The organism is Streptomyces sp. NPDC026515 (genome assembly GCF_055567595.1).
Genome location: NZ_JBVHQD010000017.1, coordinates 64,282 through 77,672, shown reverse-complemented (window position 1 = coordinate 77,672; position 13,391 = coordinate 64,282). Strand labels below are relative to the sequence as shown.

12 protein-coding genes and 3 pseudogenes are annotated in these 13,391 nt (G+C 69.3%); 4 read left to right on the top strand and 11 right to left on the bottom strand.

Going from position 1 to position 13,391, the window contains the following annotated elements; genetic code table 11:
• Nucleotides 1-114: 114 nt before the first annotated feature.
• The 9 genes and pseudogenes from ACZ4O3_RS31115 to ACZ4O3_RS31075 form a co-directional block, all read right to left on the bottom strand.
• Nucleotides 115-441, bottom strand: a complete 327-nt coding sequence (locus ACZ4O3_RS31115) for an SMI1/KNR4 family protein (protein ID WP_467725395.1) — start codon at nt 439-441, stop codon at nt 115-117.
• A gap of 369 nt (nt 442-810) precedes the next feature.
• Nucleotides 811-1,908 (bottom strand): barstar family protein, encoded by a 1,098-nt coding sequence (locus ACZ4O3_RS31110; protein ID WP_467725393.1) that lies wholly within the window; start codon nt 1,906-1,908, stop codon nt 811-813.
• 668 nt (nt 1,909-2,576) lie between these two features.
• Nucleotides 2,577-3,036 (bottom strand): annotated as a pseudogene (locus ACZ4O3_RS31105) (DUF3631 domain-containing protein); the annotation flags it as partial.
• Between the two features lie 200 nt (nt 3,037-3,236).
• Nucleotides 3,237-3,911: pseudogene (locus ACZ4O3_RS31100) on the bottom strand (flavodoxin family protein).
• A gap of 27 nt (nt 3,912-3,938) precedes the next feature.
• Complete coding sequence (locus ACZ4O3_RS31095; RefSeq protein ID WP_384998238.1) at nt 3,939-4,520, bottom strand: TerD family protein; 582 nt, start codon at nt 4,518-4,520, stop codon at nt 3,939-3,941.
• A 132-nt stretch (nt 4,521-4,652) separates the two neighbouring features.
• Nucleotides 4,653-5,393 carry a class I SAM-dependent methyltransferase gene (locus ACZ4O3_RS31090; protein WP_362731083.1) on the bottom strand — a complete coding sequence of 247 codons (741 nt, stop codon included), beginning with the start codon at nt 5,391-5,393 and terminating at the stop codon, nt 4,653-4,655.
• On the bottom strand, nt 5,390-5,893 hold the full coding sequence (locus ACZ4O3_RS31085; RefSeq protein WP_362731081.1) for a hypothetical protein: 504 nt from the start codon (nt 5,891-5,893) through the stop codon (nt 5,390-5,392). The genes ACZ4O3_RS31090 and ACZ4O3_RS31085 overlap by 4 nt, the downstream gene beginning before the upstream one ends.
• Nucleotides 5,894-5,949: 56 nt before the next feature.
• Nucleotides 5,950-7,059, bottom strand: a pseudogene (locus ACZ4O3_RS31080) (molybdopterin-dependent oxidoreductase); the annotation flags it as partial.
• Between the two features lie 100 nt (nt 7,060-7,159).
• A complete protein-coding gene (locus ACZ4O3_RS31075; protein WP_467725391.1) occupies nt 7,160-7,714 on the bottom strand; it encodes a hypothetical protein in 555 nt (184 codons plus the stop codon).
• Between the two features lie 450 nt (nt 7,715-8,164).
• Here ACZ4O3_RS31075 and ACZ4O3_RS31070 point away from each other — a divergent pair, with 450 nt between their 5' ends.
• The 4 genes from ACZ4O3_RS31070 (at nt 8,165) to ACZ4O3_RS31055 (ending at nt 11,449) form a co-directional block, all read left to right on the top strand.
• Nucleotides 8,165-8,641, top strand: coding sequence for a helicase associated domain-containing protein (locus tag ACZ4O3_RS31070; RefSeq protein WP_467725389.1), 477 nt, complete (start codon nt 8,165-8,167; stop codon nt 8,639-8,641).
• Nucleotides 8,642-8,765: 124 nt separating this feature from the next.
• Nucleotides 8,766-8,903, top strand: a complete 138-nt coding sequence (locus ACZ4O3_RS31065) for a hypothetical protein (RefSeq protein ID WP_467725388.1) — start codon at nt 8,766-8,768, stop codon at nt 8,901-8,903.
• A gap of 771 nt (nt 8,904-9,674) precedes the next feature.
• Nucleotides 9,675-10,178: a tetratricopeptide repeat protein gene (locus ACZ4O3_RS31060; protein WP_384998259.1), complete on the top strand. Its 504-nt coding sequence runs from the start codon at nt 9,675-9,677 to the stop codon at nt 10,176-10,178.
• Complete coding sequence (locus ACZ4O3_RS31055) at nt 10,175-11,449, top strand: glycosyltransferase (RefSeq protein ID WP_362726465.1); 1,275 nt, start codon at nt 10,175-10,177, stop codon at nt 11,447-11,449. Before ACZ4O3_RS31060 ends, ACZ4O3_RS31055 begins: the two co-directional genes overlap by 4 nt.
• A gap of 86 nt (nt 11,450-11,535) precedes the next feature.
• Here ACZ4O3_RS31055 and ACZ4O3_RS31050 read toward each other — a convergent pair whose 3' ends face one another.
• Together ACZ4O3_RS31050 and rfbB are read right to left on the bottom strand one after the other, a co-directional pair.
• Nucleotides 11,536-12,222 carry a sugar nucleotide-binding protein gene (locus tag ACZ4O3_RS31050; protein WP_467725385.1) on the bottom strand — a complete coding sequence of 229 codons (687 nt, stop codon included), beginning with the start codon at nt 12,220-12,222 and terminating at the stop codon, nt 11,536-11,538.
• 78 nt (nt 12,223-12,300) lie between these two features.
• Nucleotides 12,301-13,275, bottom strand: coding sequence for a dTDP-glucose 4,6-dehydratase (gene rfbB / locus ACZ4O3_RS31045; protein WP_467725384.1), 975 nt, complete (start codon nt 13,273-13,275; stop codon nt 12,301-12,303).
• Nucleotides 13,276-13,391: the final 116 nt, after the last annotated feature.

Genomic DNA, 13,391 nt, shown 5'->3' with positions numbered 1-13,391 from the left:
GCCCCTTCTACACCACCCGAAACCGTTTCTCTCCAACACCCTGACCAGGCAAAACACCAAACTACCCGGTGTGCATCTTGAGCGAGCCTCATTCGGGACGAAGAGGTCGTGGGTTCAAATCCCGCCACCCCGACAGCCGAAACAGCAGATCAGCCACCAGACGAAGATGTCCGGACGCTCGGGTGTCAGCACGAAGGCGAACTGGTCGCCACCACCGTTGCGGCCGAAGAACAGCAGCGGATCAAAGGGCATGTACAGTCCCGGGAACGTATCAGGAGCCCAGAACAGCAGGTTCTGTTCCACGATCCGATCCAGAGACCAGACGACGTCCTTCGCGTAGGCGCCGACTACCCCGTCGGTCTCCAGTAGCAGAGCTGTCAACTGGGCCGGCAAGCCTCGGCCGAGCCGCTGCTCCGCCGCAGCGAGAGCGGTCCTGTCCACAGGCGGTCGAAATGTCACGCCGCAGAGCCCCGGTAGCGGCTTCTCTCCACACAAGCGCAGCCTATTCGGCAGGACGAGCCATCCCGAGCGCAGGCGCCGTACAGCAACCCTCGCACCCCCGGCAAAGCTCAGCGGCCATCGTGCCCATAGTTCGCATCGAGGAGGCCACAGGGCGTGCCACTTCCGTGCCAGAACGGGCGGGGACTCACGGGCAATCAAGGTTCCCCAAGGCGCGCACGGCCCTACGCCGCCCAAGGCAGGGATTCCCAGGTCAGGCCCAGAGTCCCCCAACCTCGCTCCTAAAGCGGGCGTCGCACTTCGAATCCTGCCGGGGACGCCATCAGGACTGGGTAGATGCTCAGACGGGGATCACGCCAGGGTGACGTGCATGCCGCCCTCGGCTAGGACGTTGAGGACCTCGGCGAATAGGTCGTAGGACTGACCGTCCGGGGTCAGGGTCCGGGACAGGTACGTGCGTGCGGTCCCTGCGTTCCACCAGAGCAGGGTTGCGGGGGCGGTGTAACCGAAGGTGCCGCGCAGGCAGTCGTCGAGGGCGGCCAGACAGCCGCCGAAGTAGCCACCCGGCCCGTTCACCGCCTCCCCAAGCGCCAGATAGAGGCCCGGTTCGTCGGCGATGTGTCGGCCGTCGAGTTCGTAGGCATGACCAGCCGGCCGGTCGCGGTGAGAGCGTCGGCATGCCCGCTCACGGACGAGATCGAGCCAGGCCCCGCGGCGCCGGGTGTCGAGGCCCGCCCAGGCACCCAGGGTGTCCGGCGGCCCGACGAGCCACCGCTCCCAGATGGGCCGGGCGAATTCGGGAACGGGGGTGAAGAACTGCCCGTCAAGCTCCAGGTCGATCAGATCTGTCCCGTAGGAGGATGGGCGCCAAGAGCGGACTTGGGTCCACAGCAGCCGATCGGTGAGCGTCTCGCCCTGGGCGTCCTGTATCTCCAGGGCGGCCTCCTCCAGGTCCATCGCCCGCCGGGTGCCCTTCATCAATGCGGCTCGTAGCCGATCACCCTGGGCAAGTCCCCGCAGGACGAGCAGGGGCGCGGCTTGCTCGGCCGGCAGAACGCGGGTGAATTCCCGACAGGAGCCCAGCCACCGATGCCCGTCGTGCAGTCGGACACGACCCAGGTGTCCCTCAGGCGGACCTTCGTAGTCGTCCAGGCCAGTGAGCACGAGACTGCCGGTCCCCGAGAGCTGTCCTGGGGTCTTCGCGTCCTCCAGCAGCCAGGGATCAAGTGCATCGTCGTCCGGCACCATCCACACCCGGCTGCCGACCCAGCCCCCGACCTGGGCACCTTCCGGCACCCAGCCGAACAGTTCATACGTCCCGCGCCGGGGCTCCCCAAAGAGTCCGTCTACTGCGGCGCACACGCCCCAGACGTCGCCGCGCTCCGTCTCCGTCAGTCTGTACCGCCCGTGCCTGCGATGGTCCCAGTCCTCACGCACGGTGGTAATCATGCCCGGACCAGGCTTTCACGACGAATCTATTTGCCCAGTCGGTCAAGGTGCCTCAAACAGCGTCTGACCTCAGCGTAGGCAGCCTGGGTGAGTGTCTAACTGCGTGACAACGCATGCGAGCAGCGGCGAACAAGCCCGGATGTCTGCGAACCGTCAGTGCAGGTGATAGCCACACCGGCCCACGGCAGCGTCCCCACCCAAGTTGCTTCGGGACGAAGAGGTCGTGGGTTCAAATCCCGCCACCCCGACGCTGGTCAGAGGCCAGGTAGTAAATTTACTACCTGGCCCTTGTCGTACCCAGGGGGCCAAACAATCGAGCGTCCGGCCTCTTCCTGGTGGAGGAGTTGTCCGGCAGGTGCGGCAGCGGTGGTCATGCGCGGGGTTCCGGGGGCGGTGGCCCCGTTCCTGTCAGGTCCACTACCTCCGCCGACTACCTTGTCAGGGGCATGATCGAGGTAGCGGAGAGGGGTAGCGGCAGCGGTCTGATGCATGTGCCGGTTAGATGGGGGCGTGCCGAAGAGCGATGACTACGAGAGAACCAGCGTCAGACTGACCACGTGGGGATGCCTTGCTGGATTCGTGCTGGCTCTCGCCGTTCCAGTGGGGATCTTCGCTGCTGTCGTGCTCTTCGGGATGCCGACCCCGTAGGCCGCTACCGACCTCGGCCGTCAGGGCGCGGGCCAGGTGGCGGATAGGGCGTCACGGCAGCGGATGCGGAGTGCCGATCCGCTCCCGGTTCCGGCGGGGGGCGGGCAGTAGCGCTGCCACGTGTCGTGAAGATCTGTCGCGTAGTAGCCCTTCATGACGTTTCCGCCTGCCTTGATGTTGCGGGCCGTGATCGGGGGATGTCCGCGGTCATGTACTCCGCAGCATCCTCGGCAGCCCGCGGGCATCGAGCGGCTTGCCGCTCATGTCCGCCCACGGCGGCTCTTCGAGGCTGTCGTTGAACGCGTAGTCACGCAGGTCCGTGAGCAGGCTGGTACCGATGCTGCCCTCGTCGCTGCTCTTCGCGGCGTCGACCAGCTGTGTGCACGCGGTGCGAGCCCGTTCCGCTCATGTGCCGCCCGCAGCGTCAGCCACGGCGAGCAAGGGCTCCCACACGTCCGCCGGACGATCGCTGATGCCCTCATCCGCCACCATCCCCAACTCCGCCTGACCTTCAGGACACCGACCGAGCGATCGGCCCGCTGGACGCGGGCCTCGTCGACGAACGCGGCTACTGGGGGCAGCGGCAACCTCGACCTTCCGGTCGCCGGGCCATGAAGGCAACCGTCCGCGTGTCCGACATCGACCAGAACACCGTGACGATCCGCCAGTGAGCATTCTGTCTACCGGTGTTCGGGATTCTCGTGGTCGCGGTGACGGCCGGCGTCCAGGCGGTGCGTTGGTTGCCGTGGGCCCGCCGAGGTCCTTCAGTGCCCGGGTCAGGTGGAGCAGGTGAAGTCGTTGTCCGGGGCGCCCGGTCCGGGGCCGGCCCCGCCGATCCATCCGGCGTCCGCCTGGGGAGGGATGGTGTACCCCAGGTGTTGCAGGCTGTGGAGGACGTTCATGGCGCAGTGCTTGACGCCGTCCTCGTTGCCGGTGATCAGGCAGCCGCCGGCCCTGCCGTAATAGGCGTACCGGCCGGCGTCGTTGAGCAGGCTGGAGCAGGCGTAGAGGCGTTCGATCACCCGCTTCATCACGGAGCTGTTGTCGCCCAGCCAGATCGGGCCGGCGAGCACGAGGATGTCGGCCGCCAGGACCTGCCGGTACAGGTCCGGCCAGGCGTCCCTCTCCCAGCCGTGTTCCCTCATGTCGGGCCAGACCCCGGTGGCGATGTCGTGGTCCACCGCCCGGACGACGTCGACTCGCACCCCCTGCGCGTCCATGACGGCGGTGCTGCGGTCGATCAGGCGTTGCGTGCCGCTCGCGCCAGCGGCACCCGGTTGCTCGTCACGAACGCGGACGAACCCGCCCGGTCGATCCTGGATCAGCTGGGTATCGCCCGCGTACTGGCAACCCAGCCGGCCGGCGGAACCTGATCGGCGCGGTCAGACCGGACGCCCTCCGGCCGGGCGGTCCTCCGGGGTGTGGCCGCTGCGAGGCCGGGGCACGCTGCCCATCTCCAGGGTGAAGGGCACCGGGTCGCTGTCGGATCCCCGGACCATCGCGTGCATCTCCCACACGCCGGAGCCGTCTCGGACGAACTCGGCCACGGTGGTGGCGGTGGAGTCGGCGACCTGCGTGAAGTCGTCCGCCAGCAGTTCGGTGTAGTGCTGGACGACCAGCACCCCGGCGTTGTGGATGTCGGCGAAGGTCCGGCGTCCGCCGTCCTGGTGGATGACCACCCCCACCACGACCCGTCCGTAGGCGGCCGCGAGGCGGTCGAACTCCAGCACCATCACCTCGACGTAGCCGAAGCCCTGGCCGGTCTGACTGTGCCGGGTCATGTTGATGGTGCCGTCGGGTGACCGGCTGTCGTAGTGGACGATGTACTCCGGCCGCCCGTGGGAATCGTCTGCGGAATAGGTCGCGGCGACGATGTCGAGATGCCGGGGCGGTTCCCCGAAGGGACTCGGGTCCCATTTCAACCGCACCTCGACCTTGCCGAGTCCCCCGCCGACGCTGCTCACCGGATGTCGCCTCCCGCACCGGACCACTGGGAACCCAGTCGGCCCCCACCCGTGAAGTATGGCCTGTGACCAGCGACTTGATGCTTCCTTGACGCCCTTCTCGAGGAGCGGTGTGAAGGGGTTGGACATGGCTCACCCGTGACATGACGTCGGACGACCGCCGTCCTGCTGTCCCGCGCCACCGGGGGGCCACGTCAGAGTGGCCGCAGGATGGTCCCTGGTGGGTGAGAGGGCGGCAAAGCAGCGGTGTCCGCTCGTCCACTGGTCCGTGACGGTGAGGGCGACGTCGGCGGTGATCCTTTGGAGCGCCGGTCGTCCGAGCCGCGCCCAGGGAAAAGTTGGACCGCCCTGGCCGTGCACGTTCTCGAACCGGGCGGTGCACTGCTCCTCCACGTCATGGGGGTCGACCTCGACGACGAGGCACCCGGTGGGGACGATCAGGTCGCCGCAGCGACGCAGCAGGCCACGTGGGTCGCCTCCGATGCCGATGTTGCCGTCGATGAGCAGCACCGTCCGCCAGCTTCTCTCGGCCGGCAGCCGCTCGAAGACCGACCGGTGCAGTGCCAGGCCGCCCAGGGCGGTGGTCAGGGCGACCGCACGAGGTGTGATGTCGACACCGAGGGCGAAGACTCCCTGGCGCAGGAGCGCTCTGCACATGCGGCCCGGCCCGCAGCCGATGTCGAGAACCGGGCCCGCGCAGCGTTCCAGCACGGTCCTGTCGGCCCCCGTGGGCTGTTCGTGCCAGCGGTGGACCGGTACCCGGATGCGGCGCCCGTCGTCCAGCCGCAGGTAGACCGGTTCCCGGCCGGGCCGCAGGGCGAGGGCGTAGGGGTCCTCCTCGGCGTCGTACAGCTCCTCCTCGTCCGTTGTCACGCGACTGTTCCGTGTCCGGCCGGGAGGTGGCCCTCGTCGTCGCCAGGCCGGTGCGTACGGCGCAGTCGGACGGCCAGGGCGACCGCGGAGGCCGCGAAGAGCACGCCGGTGATCGCCGGCCGCCGGGCGGGGGAGACGCCGTCGGACAGACCGGTTCCACCGGGGTGGGGCGCCGCCAGACGGAGGAGGAGCGGGAACCAGACCAGGAGCGGACCGGACAGGAACGCGGGAACCCGCAGGTGGTCGATCCACCGCACCACCGGTCTGTCGGCGGCGTCGGCTCGGTGCCGCAGTACGGAGAGGGCCGACAGGTCGGCCAGCGAGTACAGGGGCAGCGGGATGCGGTCGTGGAGGACGGCCGCGCCGACGAACCAGATCGCCACCGCCCAGGGCTGGACGGCGAACAACCGCACCATGGCGTAGCCGGTCAGGGCGAGCGAGGCGAGCAGGACGAGCGGGTGCAGAGGTCCTGAGCCGTACCAGCGGACGAATCGTGTCATGGCCACGTCCTGAAGGTGAGCCGATGGACCCACTTGGTGTTGTTCACGCCTGGCTGCTGGGACATCGCCAGGAGCTGCTCGCGGGTGAGGATCCGCGGCGCTCCGCGTCCGTGCACCTCCAGCCGCCGGGTAGGTCCGGCGAGGGCGGGGGTGATGCCGGCCTTCGCCGCCGCCTTGTTGATCCGGAAGGCGTTCGGGCCGCTGCCTGGGTCGCGGGTGTGCGGCGCGAGCAGCACGGCGGCGCGCAGCCGCCCGCCGATGCACTGCCCTGCGGTCGCGACCAGGAGCAGCAGTGATCCCGCACTCACCATGCCGCGTGCGCCGCGGCGGGTCATCGTCGGCAGCGCGGGGGCGGCCGCCACCAGGCCGTCGGGGGCGGGCGGTTCGGGCACGGTGCGGGCGAGGTCGGTGCGCAGTTCGGTCCGCAGGCTGCGCGAGCGCAGGGTCCGCGTCAACCGGCCGAGTCTCAGGCACACGTGGACGGCGAAGGCGGCGATGAACACCCAGGCGCCGTAGAAGTGCAGACGGTAGAACGGGCCCGGGAAGAGGTAGTACAGCTCGATGTTGAGGATGCCGGTGACGAACTCGAAGATGACGCCACCGACCAGCATCAGCAGGCACAGCCGCTGCAGGCCGTGGGCGACGGAGCGGGCCGGCAGCCATGCGAACAGCTTCGGGATCACCGACCACAGCTTGGCAAGCGGCACCGGGACGAGGACCACGCCCAAGGTCACGTGCACGCCCTGGAGCAGCCGGTAGAGCCAGTAGGGATGTGTGGGCGAGGCGAAGAGGCAGAAGCCCAGGACGCCCTTGTCGGGGGTCTCGTCGTCGAGGGAGCTCAGGTCGGAATTGCAGGCGGCGCAGGAGAGCAGTCCGGTGATGAACAGCACCGGAACACCCATCAGTAGGACCAGGCCGAACACCGAGGTCAGCCAGGGTCCGCGGATCGGGCTGCGCCGGAATCCGGGGCGGAACGGCCCCGGAGGCGGCGGCAGCCGGCCTACACGCGGTGCCGTCGCACGAGCCCGGGCACGACCCGCGGCCACGCCTGCGACCGTGGCGACACGTACGCGCTTCAGCCGCTTCGGCGCCGACCTCTCGTCCGGTCTCCTTCGCCGCGGCCCATCGGCCGGGGCCGGACCCGACGGCCGTCCGCCACCTGTCATCGGCCGTCGCCTCCAGTCTTCGAGCCGCATGCGCAAAGGGACGGCTCTGAATGCCGTGACCCGTGCCGGAACAGACAGGACACCTACAAGCTGGCACAGCTCAGGCGGGCTGTCCGGGCCCGGGGTGCCAACGGGTGTCCGTCTCCAGCCGAACGGCGGAACCACCGCCTCGCTGATCTCCAGGCACCCGCGACTCGTGGCCGGGCAGCGGCTCGGGGACGTCGTCGGCCTGAGGGAGATCCCGGAGCGGATCTCGGTCCGCTTCTCCCCTACCTGAGTGGCAGTGCGGTCGCCGGTGTCCGTGGCGGCGCGTCACCCCGAGGAGCAGACCGGGCGGGTGGACCACGACGTGCCGCCTGCGCCCGTTGATCAGCTTTCCGCCGTCGAAGCGACGGCTGTCGGAGCCGACGGCCGCGTCCGCCTTGACGGACCGCGAGTCGACCACGCCGGCCGTGTGCTCCGTGTCGCGCCCCTCCCTCGCGCGGATTCCTGGGCGCGGCCGGTCATGGCGCTCCTTGACGGGCCAATGGTCGCGCCGGCGGCGGAAGAACGCGTGGACACGGTCCCACGGCGGGCAGTCGGCGGGCATCGCCGGCCGCTTGACGCCGTTGTCGACGAGGTGGCCGATCACGTCCTCGACCGGGAGCGGTAACACTTGCAAAGGCCCTCGGAGCTCTGCGGGCCCACGACACGGACACGCTCGAGGCCCTCGCCGACCCCAACGTCCGCGACGCTCGCCTGCGGGTTGAACCGGACGACGGCGGTGCGCGGTTGCCCGAAGTCACCCCCGGCCAGAGGCAGGATGAGGAGGACTCCGCGCGGGTGAGCGAGCGAGCGGCTGGAGTGCTGCGGCTCCTGGAGGAAGGCGATCCGGCCGTCATCGCCCAGTTCGTCAGGTTGGCGGTCATCGACTCCGGGGGCACCTGCCGGCGGCGCGGCATCGAAGCCGCCACGCGGTGGCGGCTCGAGACCGGCAGCCCCGAACTGCGGGTGCCCTACACCTTTGTCACACCCGCATACTGGCAGGGGATCGGCACCCCCCTTGGGAGTACGGGCCGCAGATCAGCGCCGCTCCTGTGCCGCGGGAACGCTGCAGCCGGAGCGTGTGGCCGAACTCCGGGCGCTGGGAGTGGTGTGGCCGGTGTACGACACCGCGTGGGAAGAGGGCCTGATCGTGGCCCGCGCATACGCGGCCGCGTCCGGCTGGATGCCGCTCCCGCCGACCTCCGCAGTGTGGAAGGGCTGCCCGATCGGGACATGGGTCGAGAACCAGCGCCCCGCCGCCCGCAAGGCACGGGAGAACACCGAACGACGCACAGCGGGTGAGACCGTCTTCTACGCCGGGGAACTGCCACAGGACCGGCTGGTGGCCTTGGACGCGATCGATCCAGGGTGGTGCCCCTCCTGCGACATCGGCCGGCAACGCTGCTTTTGTGCCTCGCCCATGCCGACGTGTAGGCCGGCGGGACACTGTCGGCGCCCGCAGACCAGGTCATCGTCCAGGGCGAGGAGCTGGGAGCCTGGGCAGCCGCGCAGCGGCACGGTTGGGACAGACTCCTCCCCGCCCAGCAATGGCTGCTGAGCAACGCACTTGGAGTGGAGCCGGCGGCCGGGGAAAACCGGTCCGCGGGCCGCTCCCAGAGCACCGCGTGGGCGCGGAACATCGCTGCCGCCCGGCAGTTCGGTCCCGCCAGGGGTATCTGACCGTGCCCCGCAAGCACATCGAGGACGTCGAGGGCGACCCCGTGAAACCGGGCGCGTTCATCAGCAACGTCCGCCGCCGCGCCACGAGGCTGAGTGCCCAGCGACGCGCCCACCTCGACGAACTCGGGATGAAGTGGTAACCGGATTCAGCATCCAGGGGTGATCCATGAGCCGCCGCGCAATCCCCACCGCGGCGGCGGGCGGCGAGGCGGGGAAACTCTCGCCACCGGGCAGCGGTCTGTGCCCAGGAACCCCCGGAAGAGCTCGCCCACGTCGGCCCGGCCAAAGCCCCCTACCGGCCTCTTCCTTGAAGTGCGCGTCCAGGACCGCGTCCCGGGCTCCCTGGCGACGGCCTGGTTCACGGGGCGCGTGACTCCTCGTCCGCAGCGTGCACGGCGCCCCCCGGCGCCGACATGGATATCAAACAGCGGTGAGCGTGATGCGCGACGATTGTTGCATTTACTGCAACTCGAAGGCACCATCACGCCGACGGATGGCGCGCGCCGCAACTGATCACCCCTGGACAGGCGTTGACGCTCGCCCTCGGCGCTCGCCCCGATTCCTCACCCATCCCCTTCGCCTCGCCGGGCTTTGATGCCTGCATTCGGGTGGACTGCACGCCGCAAATACCTGCCGAACGGCCGCACCCTCACAAAGAACTCGTAACGTCAGCGGAAATGACGGTGGTTCGGACTCCGGCACCGTCGGCACCGCCGTGGTCTTTTCGGTGTCGATCACCTGCCCGGGATCAGCCACATCCTTGATCCTTCACTATTTATGCGAGATGTGAAAAAATGAAACGCAGGCGATTGTGGGCGGGGATCGGCGGCGCGGCGGCGATTGCGGCCGGGGTGATCACCTGGGCGGTTCAGTCCCACTCCGCAACGGCACCTGAATCCGAGTCCAATTTGGTGACCAAACGGACTCAGGATGCCAATACGCTTTTCCAGGCCGCCCTGCTGCAGGAGAAGTACCAGGACCTCCAAGGTGCGGCCAGAACCTATCAGCGGGTGCTGGAGCTCGAACCCAACAACAAGCTGGCCTGGTACAACCTGGGCGTCCTCGCGCAACGGGACGGCAGGACGGCCGTGGCTCGTGACGCCTACGACAAGGCGCTGAAGATCGACCCGAAGTACGCCTCGGCCCTCTACAACGAGGCGGTCCTGCTGAAGGCGAGCGACACCGACCACGCCGTCAGACTCCTGAAGCGCGCCATCGCCGCCAGTCCCCGGGCCGCCACGGCCCACCTCCAGCTGGGCTGGATCCTGACGCAGAAGAAGCACGACGACGAGGCCGAGGACGAGTTCCGCAGCGCCGTCGCGGCCGACCCCTCGCTGTACTCCCAGGTCCCGGAACAGTTCCAGGACGACGTAACCCCCACTCCGACATCGAGTCAGGCAGGTACCAACGGATGACATCGACCGCGACGCCCAGGTTCTCCGTCTTCACCCCCAGCCACCAGCCCCGCTTCCTCGACGAGTGCCTCAAGTCCCTTCAGGCGCAGACCTGTGCGGACTGGGAGTGGATCGTCGTGCTCAACAACGGCGCCCGGTGGCGACCCGAACGGCACGACGAACGGGTCCGGATCGAGATCGCGGACAGCATCCGCGGCGTCGGGGCGGCGAAGCGCAGGGCCTGCGAACTGGCGCGCGGTGAGATCCTCGTCGAACTCGACCACGACGACCTCCTGGCGAAGGCATGCCTTGCTGAACTGGCCAAGGCGTTCGACGCGCATCCCGAGGCCGTCCTCGTGTACAGCAACACCGCGCAGATCACCGAGGACGGCAAGCGGGACGAGAGCCGCTTCAACGAGGCGCACGGCTGGAAGTACGAGGATGTCCGCGTCGACGGCCGCAAGCTGCTCCAGTCGCTCGCCATGGACCCGACGCCGCACAACGTCTCCTACATCTGGTACGCGCCGAACCACGTACGGGCATTCCGTAAGGAGAGCTACGAGAAGGCCGGCGGGTACGACGCCACGCGTACGGTGCTGGACGACCAGGACCTGATGTGCCGGCTGTTCCACCTCGGCGACTTCCACCGCATCGCCCGCTGTCTGTACCTGCAGCGGATGCACCCCGCGAACACCCAGCGCGACCCGGAGATCAACGCACACATCCAGCGTGAGACGGTCGCCCTGTACGACAAGTACATCGAGGCCAACGCGCTGGCCTGGACGCACCGGCGTGAACTGCTCGCACTGGACCTCGGCGCGGCGCACCGCAAGCCGCCCGGCTACCTCGGCGTGGACCAGTACCCCGGTGAGGGCGTTGACATCGTCGCGACCCTGCCCGGAAAGCTCGACCTTCCCGACAACTCGGTCGGTCTGCTGCGGGCGGTGGACTTCCTCGAGCACGTGCCGGCGAAAGTGCCGCTGATCAACGAGCTGTACCGGCTGCTGGCACCCGGCGGCATGCTCCTCACCATGACGCCCAGCTCCGACGGCCGCGGCGCGTACCAGGACCCGACCCACCTCGCTTACTACAACGAGAACTCGTTCTGGTACTACACGGACAACCAGTACCGCGCCTTCGTGCCCGAGATCGAGGCCAGGTTCCAGTCGTCACGTCTGGTCACCTACTTCCCCACCGAGTGGCACTCCCGGAACAACATCTCCTATGTCGTCGCCAACCTCATCGCGATGAAGGACGGCGCCGAGCGGTGCGGAGGACCGCTGCTGGTCTGACGCCGGTGCACGCGAAAAGGTGCCCTGCGGACCGTCAGGTCCGCAGGGCACCTTTCCTTTCTCTCCGTCCGGGAGTCGCTCGGCGATCAGGCCGACGGCCGTGGGCCGTTACTGCGCGCCGCTTCGGCCGGAGCGGCGAAGGGGTGCTCGGCGAGGGCCGCGGCCGGCTGGTCGTCCCATCGCGTGAGGACGGCGAGTGCGCAACGGGCCCAGTCGCCGTAACCCAAGATCCCGAACGCCGGGCGGGCCGCCCGGCGCGGGAACGCCTCCGAGCCGACGGGCGGAGCCGTTCCGGGTCGAGGCCCGCGAGGCGGAAGGTCTCCCGCGCCGGGCCGTACCACGTGGTGCGGCCGTCCGCCGTGCCGTGGTGGATGCCCGCCGGCGCCCGCACGGCCGAGCGCGGCCGGCTGCCGGGCGAGCGCGCGGGACCAGGTGGGCCGGCCGTGCTGGCCGGCCACCACGTCCGCCAGCTTGCCGCGCCCGTAGGCGTTGACAGGACCTGCCGGCGCGTCCTCGGAGCAGGGCTCACGGCTGTCGTCCGGGAACACGTAGTCGGTGGAGACGTGCAGCAGGAGCGCACCGCTGTCCGCACAGGCCAGTGCCAGGTGGCGGACAGTGGTGCCGTGCACGGCCGTGGCCGCCGCCCCGGACCGCTCGGCGCCGTCGACGTCCGTCCAGGCGGCACAGCTGACGACCACACGGCGGCCCCTGACGACCGCGCGGACGGCGGTCGGGTCGGTGATGTTCAGCTCGGCACGACCCGCATCAGTCACCACGGCGTCCGGACGGGCGGCGAGTTCGGCCGGCCTGTCCTGCCCGTCCGCGGGCGCCGGTCACCAGCCATCCGGTGCTCACCGCAGCCCCGCGCTCTCCTTGAGCGGCGCCCACCAGGAGCGGTTTTCGCGGTACCAGGAGACCGTGGCGGCCAGGCCCGCGGCGAAGTCCACTTGCGGCTCGTACCCGAGCTCTTCGCGGATCTTGCCGTCGTCCAGCGAGTAGCGCAGGTCGTGGCCCTTCCGGTCGGCCACCCGCTCGACCCGGTCCCAGCCCGCGCCGACCGCGTCCAGCAACAGACCGGTGAGCTTGTGGTTGCTCAGCTCGGTCCCGCCGCCGATGTGATACACGTCCCCGGCCCTGCCGCCCTGCAGGACCAGGTCGATGCCCCGGCAGTGGTCGGATACGTGCAGCCAGTCGCGGATGTTGCGGCCGTCGCCGTACAGAGGGACCTGCTTCCCGTCGAGCAGGTTGGTGATGAAGAGCGGGATGACCTTCTCGGGGAACTGGTAGGGCCCGTAGTTGTTGGTGCACCGGGTGACGACGACGTCCAGGCCGTGGGTCCGGTGGTAGGCGAGCGCCAGCATGTCGGAGCCGGCCTTCGACGCGGAGTACGGGGAGTTCGGCGCGAGCGGCCACGTCTCGGGCCAGGAGCCCTCGCCGATGGAGCCGTACACCTCGTCGGTGGAGACGTGGACGAAGCGGCCGACGCGGTGTCGGTGGGCCGCGTCCAGGAGCACCTGAGTGCCCACCACGTTCGTACGGACGAACGGGCCCGCACCGTGGATGGACCGGTCCACATGCGACTCGGCGGCGAAATGGACCACCGCGTCCTGGGCCGCCATCACCTGGTCGACCGCGTCCGGGTCACAGATGTCGCCCTGGACGAACGTGAAACCCGGGTGCCCCGCCACGGGAGCCAGGTTGGCCTCGACCCCTGAGTACGTGAGTTTGTCGAGGACGGTGATCCGTGTCCTCGGCTCGGACTTCAGCCGTCGGCGGACGTACTCCGAGCCGATGAATCCGGCGCCGCCGGTCACGAGAATGCGCATGGCTGTCTGTCTTTCTCGCCGTCCGGAGTGCGGCGCGTTCCTGGCAAGCCGGACCGGCTGAGGTCGGTGTCGTAGGACTCGGCGTCGAGCGCGTGGCGGCGCCGGAAACGGGGCGG

What these genes read in the sequence shown, in the direction of transcription:
- ACZ4O3_RS31110 (WP_467725393.1), bottom strand. Translation starts at nt 1,908, where the DNA reads ATGATTACCACCGTGCGTGAGGACTGGGACCATCGCAGGCACGGGCGG.
- ACZ4O3_RS31055 (WP_362726465.1), top strand. Translation starts at nt 10,175, where the DNA reads ATGACATCGACCGCGACGCCCAGGTTCTCCGTCTTCACCCCCAGCCAC.
- rfbB (WP_467725384.1), bottom strand. Translation starts at nt 13,275, where the DNA reads ATGCGCATTCTCGTGACCGGCGGCGCCGGATTCATCGGCTCGGAGTAC.
- ACZ4O3_RS31085 (WP_362731081.1), bottom strand. Translation starts at nt 5,893, where the DNA reads ATGACACGATTCGTCCGCTGGTACGGCTCAGGACCTCTGCACCCGCTC.